13 protein-coding genes and 3 tRNA genes are annotated in these 13558 nt (G+C 69.0%); 8 read left to right on the forward strand and 8 right to left on the reverse strand.

What is annotated here, in order from left to right; all coding sequences use genetic code 11:
• Positions 1-3: 3 nt before the first annotated feature.
• Both wzm and ACQP1O_RS00840 read right to left on the reverse strand, forming a co-directional pair.
• A complete protein-coding gene (gene wzm / locus ACQP1O_RS00835; protein WP_433564039.1) occupies positions 4-858 on the reverse strand; it encodes a galactan export ABC transporter permease subunit Wzm/RfbD in 855 nt (284 codons plus the stop codon).
• A gap of 218 nt (positions 859-1076) precedes the next feature.
• Positions 1077-1673, reverse strand: a complete 597-nt coding sequence (locus tag ACQP1O_RS00840; RefSeq protein ID WP_433564040.1) for a bacterial proteasome activator family protein — start codon at positions 1671-1673, stop codon at positions 1077-1079.
• A gap of 335 nt (positions 1674-2008) precedes the next feature.
• Here ACQP1O_RS00840 and ACQP1O_RS00845 point away from each other — a divergent pair, with 335 nt between their 5' ends.
• Complete coding sequence (locus tag ACQP1O_RS00845) at positions 2009-3214, forward strand: cysteine desulfurase-like protein (RefSeq protein WP_433564041.1); 1206 nt, start codon at positions 2009-2011, stop codon at positions 3212-3214.
• Here the strand turns inward: ACQP1O_RS00845 and ACQP1O_RS00850 are convergent.
• Positions 3211-4203 carry an NAD(P)H-quinone oxidoreductase gene (locus ACQP1O_RS00850; protein WP_433564042.1) on the reverse strand — a complete coding sequence of 331 codons (993 nt, stop codon included), beginning with the start codon at positions 4201-4203 and terminating at the stop codon, positions 3211-3213. The genes ACQP1O_RS00845 and ACQP1O_RS00850 overlap by 4 nt on opposite strands.
• Before the next feature lie 348 nt (positions 4204-4551).
• Here ACQP1O_RS00850 and ACQP1O_RS00855 point away from each other — a divergent pair, with 348 nt between their 5' ends.
• The 4 genes from ACQP1O_RS00855 (at position 4552) to ACQP1O_RS00870 (ending at position 7816) form a co-directional block, all read left to right on the forward strand.
• On the forward strand, positions 4552-5730 hold the full coding sequence (locus tag ACQP1O_RS00855) for a lactate 2-monooxygenase (RefSeq protein ID WP_433564043.1): 1179 nt from the start codon (positions 4552-4554) through the stop codon (positions 5728-5730).
• Between the two features lie 172 nt (positions 5731-5902).
• On the forward strand, positions 5903-6337 hold the full coding sequence (locus ACQP1O_RS00860; RefSeq protein ID WP_433568011.1) for a MarR family winged helix-turn-helix transcriptional regulator: 435 nt from the start codon (positions 5903-5905) through the stop codon (positions 6335-6337).
• A gap of 64 nt (positions 6338-6401) precedes the next feature.
• Positions 6402-6486: transfer RNA gene (locus tag ACQP1O_RS00865), tRNA-Ser, on the forward strand.
• Positions 6487-6766: 280 nt separating this feature from the next.
• On the forward strand, positions 6767-7816 hold the full coding sequence (locus ACQP1O_RS00870) for an alpha/beta hydrolase (protein ID WP_433564044.1): 1050 nt from the start codon (positions 6767-6769) through the stop codon (positions 7814-7816).
• A gap of 8 nt (positions 7817-7824) precedes the next feature.
• On the opposite strand, the gene hisC is transcribed toward ACQP1O_RS00870, so the two are convergent.
• Positions 7825-8904 carry a histidinol-phosphate transaminase gene (hisC, locus tag ACQP1O_RS00875; protein ID WP_433564045.1) on the reverse strand — a complete coding sequence of 360 codons (1080 nt, stop codon included), beginning with the start codon at positions 8902-8904 and terminating at the stop codon, positions 7825-7827.
• 166 nt (positions 8905-9070) lie between these two features.
• On the opposite strand from hisC, the gene ACQP1O_RS00880 reads away from it, so the two are divergent.
• The 3 genes from ACQP1O_RS00880 (at position 9071) to ACQP1O_RS00890 (ending at position 10047) form a co-directional block, all read left to right on the forward strand.
• Positions 9071-9760, forward strand: coding sequence for a dienelactone hydrolase family protein (locus ACQP1O_RS00880; protein WP_433564046.1), 690 nt, complete (start codon positions 9071-9073; stop codon positions 9758-9760).
• A gap of 88 nt (positions 9761-9848) precedes the next feature.
• Positions 9849-9938, forward strand: a tRNA-Ser gene (locus ACQP1O_RS00885).
• A gap of 36 nt (positions 9939-9974) precedes the next feature.
• Positions 9975-10047: transfer RNA gene (locus ACQP1O_RS00890), tRNA-Arg, on the forward strand.
• A gap of 87 nt (positions 10048-10134) precedes the next feature.
• On the opposite strand, the gene ACQP1O_RS00895 is transcribed toward ACQP1O_RS00890, so the two are convergent.
• The 4 genes from ACQP1O_RS00895 to ACQP1O_RS00910 all read right to left on the reverse strand — a co-directional run bounded on the left by ACQP1O_RS00895 (position 10135) and on the right by ACQP1O_RS00910 (position 13375).
• Complete coding sequence (locus ACQP1O_RS00895; protein WP_433564047.1) at positions 10135-10848, reverse strand: maleylpyruvate isomerase family mycothiol-dependent enzyme; 714 nt, start codon at positions 10846-10848, stop codon at positions 10135-10137.
• 27 nt (positions 10849-10875) lie between these two features.
• A complete protein-coding gene (locus ACQP1O_RS00900) occupies positions 10876-11637 on the reverse strand; it encodes a DUF998 domain-containing protein (protein ID WP_433564048.1) in 762 nt (253 codons plus the stop codon).
• Positions 11638-11759: 122 nt separating this feature from the next.
• Positions 11760-12182, reverse strand: coding sequence for a very short patch repair endonuclease (locus ACQP1O_RS00905; protein WP_433564049.1), 423 nt, complete (start codon positions 12180-12182; stop codon positions 11760-11762).
• A 50-nt stretch (positions 12183-12232) separates the two neighbouring features.
• The gene (locus ACQP1O_RS00910) at positions 12233-13375 is read right to left on the reverse strand and encodes a DNA cytosine methyltransferase (RefSeq protein WP_433568012.1); all 1143 of its coding nucleotides are present in this window, start codon (positions 13373-13375) and stop codon (positions 12233-12235) included.
• Positions 13376-13558: the final 183 nt, after the last annotated feature.

Genomic DNA, 13558 nt, shown 5'->3' on the forward strand with positions numbered 1-13558 from the left:
CCTTCACACCCAGTAGGGGACTCGGGAACGGAACTTCTTCATAGCCAGTATCGCGACTATCCAGCCGACGATGGTGATCGACAGCACCACCACCCAGCTGCGCAGGTGGATCGGGTCGCCCAGCAGGGGCGCGCGCACGATCTCCAGATAGTGGAAGGTGGGGACGAGCTCGGCCAGCTTGGCGCGATCGCTCGCGGTGCCCGACAGCGCCGAGGTCTTCCACATGACCGGGGTGAGGACGAACAGCATGAGCGTGGTGCTGCCCAGGATCGGCGCCAGATCGCGGTAGCGAGTGCTGAAGATGCCGAACACGATCGTCACCCAGATGGCATTGAGGAACAGCAGCAGCAGGCCCGGAATCGCGAGCAGGGCCGACCAGTGCAGGTGCCGCCAGATGCTGAAGGCGGCCACCATCACCACGTAGATGATCAGGTTGTGCGCGAAGAACAGGAACTGCCGCCACACCAGGCGGTACACGTGCACGCTCAGTGCCGACGGCAGCTGCTTGATCAGGCCCTCATTGGCGATGAAGACATCCGAGCCCTCGAGAATGCTGGCATTGATCACATTCCAGACGATCAGGCCGACGGTCACATAGGGCAGATAGGAGCTCAGCGACTGCCCGAAGAGGGTGGCGTAGAGGACACCCATCGCGGCCGCCTGCAAACCGGTGGCGATGGTGATCCAGAACGGACCCAGTACCGAGCGCCGGTACCGCTGCTTGATGTCCTGCCAGCCGAGCGCCAGCCATAGTTCACGCTGGGAGAATCCGTCGCGGAAATCCTTGAATGCGCGACCGAAGGACTGGGAGTCCGACACGAGCGGCACCGATTCATTGTCCGGGCGCACGTCCGTCATCGCCGAGTCGGGGGGAGCAGCAGCAGGCACAGCACCCGACCTTAGCTGAACTATTTTGCCCTCCGCTTCGCTACGGGCGGGTTCGCGGCGCTGGAAGTCTCGTTCTTCCCTGCTCCGCTTCTTCGCTTCGCTCCCCCGCTCCAAGGCGGAGATCTATCAAGCCGCAGTCCAGAACGAGACGCGCCGCGAACTCACGGCGTACGCCCAGGAACAGTGATTCAGAGGTACTGGCCGCCGCCGGGATTCTGCTGGCCGCGCAGGTCGCCGTGGCTCATGCCCGGGGGCAGCGCCTGGCGCATCTGCTCGAGCTGGGCGCGCGCGGCCATCTGCTGAGCGAACAGCGCGGTCTGGATGCCGTGGAACAGACCCTCCAGCCAGCCCACCAGCTGGGCCTGGGCAATGCGCAGTTCCGCGTCGGAAGGGACGGTGTCGTCGGTGAAGGGCAGCGCCAGCCGCTCCAGCTCCTCGCGGAGTTCCGGGGCCAGGCCGGTTTCCAGCTCGCGGATGGAGGTGCGGTGGATCTCGCGCAGCCGGGTGCGGGAGGCGTCGTCCAGCGGTGCGTGCCGGACCTCCTCGAGCAGCTGCTTGATCATGGTGCCGATGCGCATGACCTTCGCGGGCTGCTCCACCATGTCGGCGAGCGACTCCTCTTTGTCGTGCGTGTCGCCCGCCTCGCCCGAAAGATCCTCACCGACAACCTGTCCGGTGATCTCCACCGGCTCCCCGCCGATCTGCGCCGCCGCCGGGATGAACAGCGGCTTTCCCTCGGGACCGATCACGACGATGGATTCCGGAACCCCATCCGATTGCGTCATGCCCCCCATCCTGCCCAACTTCCCCCGAACCCGCTAAGCGCCACCCCAAGTTCGTAACACGCCGAAGATGCGACACGAAGGGACAAGTCGAGATGGTTCGCGGCCGTCTTGATTCTGGACTGCGGCTTGATAGATCTCCGCCTTGGAGCGGGGGAGCGGAGGAGGGAAGAATCGAGACCTCGGGGCCGCGAACCCGCCCCGTAGCGGAGCGGAAGGGCAAATCAAGCACAGCCCCCGTCCAGTTTGTACGGTAGGCGCTGGTCGTCCTGGTCCTCGCAGGTTGCTTCCCTCCCTACCGTTACCCTGTTGTGCCCTCTCCCTTTAGAGTGGCCACCATGACTTACGACGTCGCAAGGGTGCGGGGCCTCATACCGTCCCTGGGCGACGGCTGGATCCACCTCGACCCGCAAGCGGGCATGCTGGTCCCGGATTCGGTATCCCGGGCCGTCTCAACAGGTTTCCGGACCTCCGCCTTCTCGCACAGCAATCGGCACGGCGCCGCCAAGCGCAGCGCCGCGATCCTGGAGGCCGCGCGCGAGGCCGTCGCCGATCTCGTCGGCGGTGATCCGGCGGGCGTGGTGCTCGGACCCGATCGCGCGGTGCTGCTGGCCTGGCTGGCCGAATCGCTGAGCTCCCGGCTGGGTCTCGGCACCGGGATCGTGCTGTCGCGTCTGGATGACGAGGCGAACGTGGCGCCGTGGCTGCGGATAGCGAATCGCTATGGCGCGCACGTGCGCTGGGCGGAAGTGGAGATCGAGACCTGCGAGATGCCGGCCTGGCAGTTCGAGGAGCTCATCGGACCCACCGCTCGGCTGGTGGCGCTGACCGCCGCCTCACCCATCGTCGGCTCGGCACCGGCGGTGCGGGTGGCCGCGGACCGCGTGCACGAGGTCGGCGGGCTGCTGGTCGCCGACTGCTTCGGCGCCGCGCCCTACGCGCTCCTCGACATCGACGAACTCAATGCCGACGTGATCGCGCTGAGCGCGCCCGCCTGGGGCGGTCCGCAGATCGGCGCGCTGGTCTTCCGCGATCCCGCGTTCCTGGACCGCATCCCGTCCATGTCGCTGAACCCCTATGCCAAGGGCGCGGAGCGGCTCGAGGTGGGCGGCCACCAGTACGCCCTGCTGGCCGGTCTCACCACCTCCATCGACTACCTGGCCTCGCTCGACGAGCGCGCCGAGGGCACCCGGCGCGAGCGCCTGGAAATGTCGATCACGTCCCTGCAGGACTATCACGACCATCTCTTCGAGCACCTGATGTCCGTGCTCGACACCATCCCCAACCTGACCGTCATCGGCCGCGCCTCCACCCGCATCCCGACGGTGAGCTTCACCATCTCGGGCATGCAGGCGGAGAAGGTCTCGGCCAAGCTGGCCGACGCCCGCATCGGCACGCTGAGCGGCTCCCACGGCGGCAGCCGCCTGCTCGACGCGCTGGGCGTCAACGACGAAGGCGGCGCCGTGACCATCGGACTCGCGCCCTATACAACGAAATTCGAGATCGACCAGCTGGGCCGCGCGCTGGCGGCGCTGGACACCTAGAGCTCGCGAATCTGCAGGATCACCTTGCCGACCGTCTCGGCGGAGTCCAGCAGGCGGTGGGCCTCGGCGGCGTCGGTGACCGGCACCTCCGCCGACACCACCGGCACGACGGTCCCGTCGGAGATGAGCGGCCACAGGTGGCGGCGCAGCTCGGTGATGATCTCCGACTTCGATCCGCGCCCGGTCTCGGGGCGGCGCCGCAGATTGGTGGCGTGAATCGATCCCCGCTTGCCCAGCAGCACGCCCAGATTCAATTCCGCGGTGACCCCGCCCTGCATGCCGATCACCACCAGGTGCCCGTCCTCGGCGAGCGCCTGGACATTCCGCTCCAGATACGCCGCGCCCATATTGTCGAGAATGATGTCCGCGCCCGGATATTCGCTGTGCAGCGTGGTCACGAAATCGTGCTCGCGGTAATTGATCAGCACCGTCGCGCCCAATTCCGCGCACCGGTCCAGCTTGTACTGGGAACCCGCAGTGACCGCGACCCGCGCGCCCAGCGCGCGCGCCACCTGGATGGCGTGGGTGCCGATTCCGCTGCCGCCCCCGTGAATCAGCAGCAACTGACCGCTGTGCAGACCCGCGGTCATCACCAGGTTGGACCACACGGTGGCCGCCACCTCCGGCAGCGCTGCCGCCGCGGCCACATCCAGTCCCTCCGGCACAGGCAGCAGCTGGGTCGCGGGCGCGACCACCCGCTCGGCGTAGCCGCCGCCGGACAACAGCGCGCACACCGGATCCCCGGCCCGCCAATCCCGCACGCCCGGACCGACTTTCGCGACCACCCCGGACACTTCGAGGCCCAGAATCTCGCTGGCTCCCGGCGGCGGCGGATAGAAACCCTGCCGCTGTAGCAGGTCGGCGCGATTCACCCCCGCGGCCACCACATCGATCGAAACCTCGCCCGGTCCGGGCGCGGGCAGGTCGTCCACCTGCGCCCATTTCATGACCTCGGGCCCACCGAAACCGTCGAGCGTCACCGCATACATGGAAACGAGCGTACGGCCGGAGCTCACCGATTACTGTCAGGCCGTCCTCGGCGTGGGCCCAGCATCTTCTCAGCATCGGCCGTCACCGTGGAGTGGAGGGATTCGAGAGGAGATTCCATGATCACCACCCTGGCCGTCCTCGGCGGCATGGTCATCCTGGCGGCTATGGCGATGTCCGGATTCATCGCGACCGATGCGCCGCGTGCTCTGGTCCGTGTTCGCAAGCGCTGAACCGGGCCGCGGCGTAAACCCTGATAACGCGGCACGTCCGGGCCGGAAAGGTTACGCCCGGGGAAAGTAACTTCGACCCCCTCCGCACAGGGGTGGAAGGTACTAGCGTTCCGGGGCATGAGCAGTTTCGTCGATTTCCAGAACGAGATCTATCTCTCCGGCCTCGCGGGCATCGTCCCGGCGCTACCGATGACGGCGGCGGGCCTGGAGGAGAAGGCTCGGGAGGTGCTGGATCCGGCGGCCTTCGCTTATGTGGCGGGCAGTGCGTCCACCGAGCGCACCGCGCACGCCAATCTCTCCGCCTTCGAGCGGTACCGGCTGCTGCCGCGCGTGCTGCGCGGCGCCAGCGGGCCCGGGGCCCGCGACCTGTCGGTGGACGTGCTCGGAACCCGTGTGGCCGCACCGATTCTCACCGCGCCGATCGGCGTGCTGGGTTTGCTGCACGAGCGTGGCGAGACCCTGGTCGCCGAGGTCACCCGGGAACTGGGCATCGGCATGTGCCTGTCCACCGCCTCCTCCTCCACCATCGAGGAGGTCGGCGCGCGGGCGGGCGACTGGTGGTATCAGCTGTACTGGCCCAATGACATGGAGCTGGCCTGCTCCTTCGTCGAGCGCGCCGAGGAGTCCGGCGCCAAGGCCATCGTCGTCACCGTCGACACTCCCAGCCTGGGCTGGCGGCCGCGTGACCTACAGCTCGGGCACCTGCCGTTTCTGCAGGGCAAGGGCATTGCCAACTATCTGTCCGATCCGGTCTTCCGCGCCAAGCTCAGCGCCCCGCCGGAGGAGAGCGAGGAGGCGATGCGGGCCGCCGTGCTCACCTGGATCGGGCTGTTCGGCAACCACGGTCTGCGCCCGGCCGACATCGCCCGGCTGCGGGAATGGACCGAACTGCCCATCGCGGTGAAGGGCGTGCTGCACCCCGACGACGCCCGACAGGTGGTCGACGCGGGCGCGGACGCGGTGGTGGTGAGCAATCACGGCGGCCGCCAGGTGGACGGTGCGGTCGGTGCCCTGGACGCGCTGCCCACCATCGTGGCCACCGTCGGCGATCGCGCGGATGTACTGTTCGACTCCGGCATCCGCACCGGCTCCGACGTGATGATCGCGCTCTCGCTGGGCGCCAAGGCCGTCCTCTACGGCCGCCCCTGGGCATACGGCCTGGGCCTGGCCGGCGCCGACGGCGTGCGCCACGCGCTGCGCTGCCTGCTCGCGGATTTCGATGCGGCCATGGGACTTTCGGGCTGCACCAGCCTGCACGACCTGAGCCGGACCATGATCTCCACCTATCGCGTTTAGGCCTTCCCCGCGGAAGGCATCCTGCTGTGGGAACGCGTTCGTCCGGGCCGCGAGCTGAGGAGGAGCGATCAAACGCCGTCACAACAACGAGCCGGTGGCAGAGGCCGGCGGCCGGGCCGTGGCCGAACCGCGGTGGCTCACCGCGGAGCAGCAGCGCGCCTGGCGGGCCTACATGGACGGCAGCCAGCGGCTCATGGCCGACCTCAACCGGCAGCTACAACATGACAGCGACCTGTCCTTCGCCGACTATCGCATCCTGGTGAAGCTGTCCGAGGCGCCCGGCCGCTCGCTGCGCATGAGTGACCTCGCCGACGGCGTGCTCTCCTCCCGCAGCCGCCTCACCCATCAGATCCGCCGCATGGAGGCGCAGCAGATGGTCCGCCGCATCGCCTGCGAGGACGACGGCCGCGGCGTGCTGGCCCAGCTCACCGACGAGGGCATGCGGCGCCTGCGGGCCGCCGCCCCCGGCCATGTCGCCGCGGTGCGCCGCTTCTTCGTGGATCTGCTCACCCCCCAGCAGCTGGCCGCCGTGGCCGCCGCCCTGGACCTGGTGAATCTGGCCGCCGACCACCGCGCCGGCGCCCGCGCGACAGCCGATCTCGACTGACTGGTCCGCCCGAATCGGAAGTGGGAGGCAGACCGCACACGCCATCAGTTAGGATCGATCGCCTGGAAGCGTGGCAGAGCGGCCGAATGCACTCGCCTTGAAAGCGAGCGTCGTGAAAGCGACCGGGGGTTCAAATCCCTCCGCTTCCGCTGAGAACCCGCAGGTGGATAAGGCTTTTCGAGCCCGAGAACGCCTGCGTGGTCAACGTCGTCGACGGATGAGCGTGGGTGTCGGCCTGGGTATCCCCGCCGACACCCTCGGCATGCGGCACGCCTTCGACGCCGATTACACCGCCATCGGACTGCTGAATCCGGTTTCCCTCGTGGTGATCTGAAAGGTCTGTCTCCCCGCGGAGTGACGGTCCCCGGGAAATGTGGATCTACGGTCTCTGCTGAACGCCGAGCGACGGTTTCTGGTAAATGTGGCGGGGTGGCCAGCCGTCGCATCGCGAGTCGCTTGTTCGGTGCCTTCGCGAGCGCTGCCCTGCTGGCCGGCGCGGCGACCGTCGAAGCCCCACTCGCCGTGACCGATCCACCCGTGGAGACCGGCTCCAATGAGGAGTCCGCGCCGGGCCTCGATCCGGTCCACCCCGGGCAGGCTCGCATCGAACGGGTCGAGACCGTGGCCGGGAACCTGCTCGCCGTCTTCGTCGCCTCCCCGGCCATGGGCCGCACCGTCGAGGTGCAGGTGCTGCTCCCCGCGCACCGTGACAGCCCCCGTCCTACCGTCTACATGCTCGATGGCCGCAGCGCGGCACCCGATGTCAACAACTGGACCGCCCGCGGCGGCGCGCTGCCCTTCTTCGCCGACAAGAACGTGAATGTGGTCTTCACCCTCGGCGGCCCGGCCAGCTACTACACCGACTGGCGGCGCAGCGATCCCAAGCTCGGCACCAATCGCTGGGAGACCTTCCTGACCCGCGAGCTCCCGCCGCTCATCGACACTCGCTTCGGCGGGGACGGCATGAACGGCCTGGAGGGCGTCTCCATGGGCGCGGAGGCGGCCATGATGCTGGCCACCCGCAATCCGGGCCTGTATCGCGCGGTGGCGGCACACAGCGGCTGCTACGCAATGAGTTCCGACTTCGGGCAGGCGCAGGCCCGTGCCGTGGTCGGGACGTTCGGCGGGGATCCGGACAATATGTTCGGGCCGTCCGACGACCCCCAGTGGGCCGACCACGACGTACTGGCCCGAGCGGAAGCCTTGCGCGGCAAGGCGATCTACCTGTCGTCCGGTAGCGGGCTGCCCGGGGAGCACGACACTCCGGGCAATCCGGACCTGCGCAATGCCGTGCTGTTCGGCGGGCCCATCGAGGCGGGCGCCGACATGTGCACCCGCCAATTGGCCGACCGGCTGGCGCAATTGGCGATCCCCGCCACGGTCGACCGCCGGCCCACCGGAACGCACTCCTGGCCCTACTGGGCCGACGAACTGCCCCGCTCCTGGCCGACCATGGCCGCGGGACTGGGCATCGGTTAGCGGGCCGTTCAGCCGACGAAACGAGCGACGATCTCCGGATCCGTGGCGAAGCGCAGGAAGTCGTCGTTCTCGTGCGGGTCGCCCGCGGTGACGCGGACGCCGTCGGTGCCGTAGGGCCGGATGATGACGCCCGCCTCGGTGCTCGCCGCGCCGTACTCGGCGCTGCGCTCGCCCAGCGGCAGCCAGACGAAGTTGGAGTGGCTCACCGGCACCCGGTAGCCCGCCGCGAGCAGCGCCTCCCGCATGCGATCGCGTTCGGCCACAACGGCATCGGTGCGCTCCAGCAGTTCGTGCCGCGCCTCCAGCGAGGCGATGGCCGCCGCCTGCGCCACCCGGCTCACGCTGAACGGGATGTGCACCTTCATGAGCGCGGTGATCACCTCGGGCGCGCCGACCGCGTACCCGACCCGCAGACCGGCCAGGCCGTACGCCTTCGAAAACGTGCGCAGCACCAGCACATTCGGCCGGGTGCGGCCCAGCTCGACGCCGTCGGGGAAGTCCTCGGCGGGCATGCGCAGGTACTCGAAGTACGCCTCGTCCAGTACCACCAGCACGTCGGAGGGCACCCGGTCGAGGAACTCGACGATCTCCGCCTTGCCGCGGGCGGTGCCGGTCGGGTTGTTCGGGTTGCAGACGAAGACCACCCGTGTGTTCGGGGTGATGGCCGCCGCCAAAGCGTCCAGATCATGGGTGAATTCGTCGTCCAGCGGCACCTGCAACGCCTTGGCGCCCGCCACCTGGGTGACGATCGGGTACGCCTCGAACGAGCGCCACGCGAACAGCACCTCGTCCTCGGGATTGCGGCAGGTGATCTGCACCAGCTCCTGACACAGCGCCACGCTGCCGCAGCCGGCCGCCACGTTCTCGAGCTCCACACCCAGGAAATCCGCGAGGGCGCCACGCAATTCGATGGCATGGTTGTCCGGGTACCGGTTCGACAGCTCGACCGCCTCGGCAATGGCCTTGGTCACCGACGGCAGCGGCGGGAAGGTCGTCTCGTTGCTGGCCAGCTTCACCGCGCCGGGGTGCGTCTTGCCGGCGACGTACGCCGGGATGGCATCGAGGTCCGGGCGAATGTGCGCGCTCACCCCTCCACCCTATGTCCCGGCCGGCCGCGGCCGCTCCGGGGTGTCGCCTGGTTTGCCCGATCGGGAGTCGCGTGGGGCCGAATGGGACTCGGCCGGAATATCTCCGGGATATCGGACCCCGGGAAAGATTTATCTCGTTTTTACCTAGCGCAACTACAGTGGCCCTATGTCGGGCATCTATCGAGATATCGCCCCTGTGCACGACACGACCACGGTTCCGCTCACTGTGCTAGAACCCGAGGGGCATGCGCGCGGCGGCATCGTGGTGTTGCACGAATCACGTGAATTCACCGAGCCATTGCTGGAACTCATGCGTTCGCTCGCCGACGACGGGTGGACCGTCCTGGCCCCCGACCTCTTCCACCGCCCCGCCAACGGCAGCGCCCACCCGATCTTCGGTGACGACCTGTTCGCCGACTTCGACGCCTGCTTCGAGTGGCTCACCGGCCACGGCGTCTTCAGCGACTGCATCGGCGTGCTCGGCTTCGACTCGGCCGGCACCGCCGCCGCCCTGGTCGCCACCAATCGCCGCATCGGCGCGGCCGTGAGCGTCGCGGCCCCCGGCATCGAAACCCCGCTCACCCCGCAGGCCGTCGCGCTGCTCGCCGCCGCCCCCGCCTTCCAGGCGCCCTGGCTCGGCCTCTTCGGCGAGGACGACCCGCTGACCCCGCCCGACCAGGTCGACCGCCTGCGCGAGGCCGCCGCCCGCGCCGACGTCGCCACCCTGGTGGTCACCTACCCCGGCCTCCACCACCGCCCCGACCAGCCGGGCTTCGACCCCGCCGCCCTCGACGACGTCGCGGTCCTCGACGCCCAGACCAGAATCTACGAATGGTTCGACTCGCACCTGCGCTGACCAGCCGATTTGGCCTATTGGTCACCCGCTGTGTAATCTTCTGTCCCGGCGGTTCGAAAGGAACCGGCGCCCTCGAAGAGGGGCACCAGGAGGCGTGCCAGAGCGGCCGAATGGGACTCACTGCTAATGAGTTGTCCCTTCACGGGGACCGGAGGTTCAAATCCTCTCGCCTCCGCCACCGCCCGGTACGCCGGGTGCACATTTGAATAGACATGCGCCCGTAGCTCAACGGATAGAGCATCTGACTACGGATCAGAAGGTTGGGAGTTCGAGTCTCTCCGGGCGCGCTTCAGCTCAATGGCCCCACACCAGAAGGTGTGGGGCCATTGGCTTTTGGTGGCCCCGGCGGTTGGAGGCCGAGGGCCTTCAGGATGCTACTTCCAGGCGGCCAGGTCGGGGAGGTCGCCGGTGAGGTCGGTGCCGGGGGAGCGGCCGATCAGCCAGGCGGCGAGGGCGGCGGTGGGTCCGGTGATGGTCGCGGTCGGGACGCCGACGGTGCCGGAGTAGCCGGAATCGGTGGCGGTGACCGTGAAGCCGGCGCCGTCGGCGGGCTCGACCTCGGTGATGGACTGGGCCAGCAAGCGGGCGGCGAAGTCGGCCGACCAGTCGGCGGGGGTGTAGCCGATGTCGAGGTCCACGTGGTGGATCTCCACCTCCAGCAGGCGCATCCACGGGATGCGGGTGGCGGGGATCTCGCCGCCCTGGCGGTTGCGGACGATGGTGGGCCAGCGGTCGGCGGGCATGACCCGGGCCAGGTCCAGCCAGCGTTCGGCGGAGGCGGTGAAGTCCTCGAGTTGGTCGCGCAGCGGGCGGGGGGCGCCCGCCTCGATGTCGGCCTCGCGGAGGAATTGGCTTGCGTACTGTGGGGTTTCGATGCCGGTGCGGGCCCACAGCAGCAGGTTGACCAGGCTGTCGGCATTGCGGGAGAGGTGGGCGAGCACGTGGCCGCGGGTCCAGCCGGGCAGCAGTGAGGGTTCCACCAGGTCGGCGTCGCCGAGGGCGGCGATCGCGGGGAGCAGGCGCTCGGTCGCGGCGGCGACGGTGTCGAGCAGGGCTGCGGTGTCGGCGAGTTGCGCATCGCTGGTCACGGGTCCGACCCTACCCAGTCCGAGCGGTCAGTGGCCGGATGAGCGCGCGGTGCGCCGATGCCGGGCCGGAATTCCGGAATCCCGTTCGGCCACAACGATTTGCACCGCCAGCGCCACCAGCCACAGCGACATGGCCCCGACCTGGATGCGCTGTGCGATGCCCAGGCCGTAGTTGCCGGGCAGATTGTCGGCGATCAGCATCCATGCCGTCACCGCCGAACCGACGATCAGAATCCACAGTCCGGTGTGCCGCAGAATCGGCCAGCGCCGGTATTTGAAGGCCGCCACGGTGAACGCGATCATCGCGATGTAGATGGAGAACACCGCCAGCGTGCTGGTCAGCGCATGGATCTGGTGCAATTGCGGGAACAGGCCGGTGTCCACATACCGTTTGGGCCCGTTCGGATCGTCCGGCACGATGGGCCATTGCGCGTCCGCGATGGTGGACGCGCCGAAGCAGGCCAGCGCCGCCCAGCCGATGGTCGAGTACCGCCGCCGCGAGAACAGCAGCAGACCGCCCAGTCCCGCCACCACCAGCAGCGAGCCGGACCCGGTGTCACCGGTGGTGAACACCCAGCGGAACGGCGCGCCCTTCTCGGCCAGCTGGCTCAGGAAGGTGTTGGTGGGATTGCTGTGGATCGGGAGGATGAATTCCAGGACCCAGGAGGAATAGCCGAGTCCGGCGACCGCGATCAAGATCGCGATGAACCACCGCAGCACCCGTCGCCATCGCGGCTGGAGGGTCTCCTCCACGGGGGCCGCCTCGGCTAGTTTCTGCTCGGTTGGCATCACCGCGCTCGCTTTCGCTGGCCTCGCTTACTCGTACTGCCCTGCCCGCAGCTTCCGATCTGTCCGGACTGGTCGGCTGGTCCGGTCGTAGGACCATTGTCTCCCATCCACCGGCGCGGACGTCAGACGCCGCGCGCCAAAGCCCGCATCACCAGGTCGGCCGCCGAATCCGCGGCCTCGTGTTCCCAGACCCGCACCACGGTCCAGCCCGCCGCCGCCAGCCGGGCATCGGTGTCGCGATCGCGGGCCACATTGCCCGCCAGTTTGTCGGCCCACCACTCGGCATTGTTCTTCGGGCGTGTCGCGTGCTGCGGGCAGCTGTGCCAGAAGCATCCGTCCACATAGACCGCCACCTTCCGCCGCGGGAACACGAGATCGGCCCGCCGCCGCAGTCCCGGCAGCGGAGCCCGGTCCACGAAGAAGCGTTTTCCGCGCCGATGCAATTCCCGCCGCAGGGCCAGCTCCGGCTTCGTCCCCACGCGCCGCTGCCTGGCCATGCGCGCGCTGGTGGCCGCATCGGTGCCCGGTCGTCGCGCATCCGCCATCGGGCCATCCTCGCCGCGCCCGGCACCGCCGGCAAGGTGCCCCGGAGGTGTCATGCGGCCTCGCGCGGTGCGCCCCCCATGCGCTCGAGATGGTTCTCCACATCGTCGAGGAAGCCCTCGGGGAAGCGCAGCGAACCCATCCGGGTGCGACGCAGGAAGCCCGCGGTCGCCCGCGCGGACAGCAGCCGGGAGTCGTCGAGGAACCAGCGCAGATCCTCGTACGGCGCGTGAACGGGCCAGGTGGACACCGGAACCCGATATACCTCCCCGCGATGCCCCCACGCCGCCGTCGGCCAGCTGCGGCGGGTCAGCGGTGCGCCGTCCGGGATCGGATCGTCGGACGGGTTGGTGAGGCGCTCGGCGATCCAGGACGCCATGCGCACGCTCACCGCATTGCCGACCAGTTTCCAGCGATGCCCCGGCCGCACCCCGTGCACGGCGAGAGCGGCTGTGGTCCAATCCCGGTCGAAGCCCTGCAGCCGCTCGGCGTCGGTGATGCCGGGCGTGACCAGTTCACCCGAGGGCAGCCGTACCGCGGGCGGGCTCGCAATGCCCAGGGCCGAACCGCCTTTCAGGGTGGGCACGGCATTCACCGCCCAGCCCAGGCCGCGGGTGCCCTCGGTCCAGTAGAAGCCGCACGGGTCGTGCGCCGGGTCGCCCACATTGCGGGGCCCGGCGTCGGTGCCGAACAGGATCGGCCGCGGATCCTCGGTGCGGGAGGCCAGCATCAGCACCCGCTCCCGCCGCTGCGGCAGCCCGAACGCGCGCGCGTCCACCACCCGGTAGGCCCAGGTGTAGCCGAGGTCGGTGAGCGCGGCGGTGATGTGCCGCATCGCCGCGCCGCCGCCGAGCTGCAGCATGAACGGCACATTCTCGATGAGCAGCCAGCGCGGCCCCTTCTTGCGTTTGACCAGCCGGAACACCTCGTCCACCAAACCCGAACGGGCCCCGGTGATTCCGGCCGTCCGTCCGGCCTGCGACAGATCCTGGCAGGGGAAGCCTGCCGCCACCAGCTCCGTCCCCGACGGCAGCGCGCGCAGCCTGGTCACATCGGAATGCAGTGGTACGTCAGGGAAATGCGCGGCCAGCACCGCCTGCGCTCCCGAGTCGATCTCGCACAGCAGTTCACTGCGCCATCCGTGCGCCGCGAGCCCGAGCTCCAGCCCGCCGATGCCGGCGAACAGGCCGACCATCCGCGCGCCCGTCACAACAGTCCCTTTCACCCCGGAGTCCCCCGTGCCCAGAGCACGTTACTCGAGTCCTCGCACCCCCACCGTGACCAACACCCCTGCCCACCCCAGGTCCAGAGCCGCTCGCTATGGCTCGGGCGGGTGATCGGTGGTCGGTGTCGTGAGCGAACATCGAGGAGCGGCCGG

The sequence above is a fragment of the Nocardia sp. CA-151230 genome (assembly GCF_050942175.1).
Taxonomy (GTDB): Bacteria; Actinomycetota; Actinomycetes; order Mycobacteriales; family Mycobacteriaceae; genus Nocardia.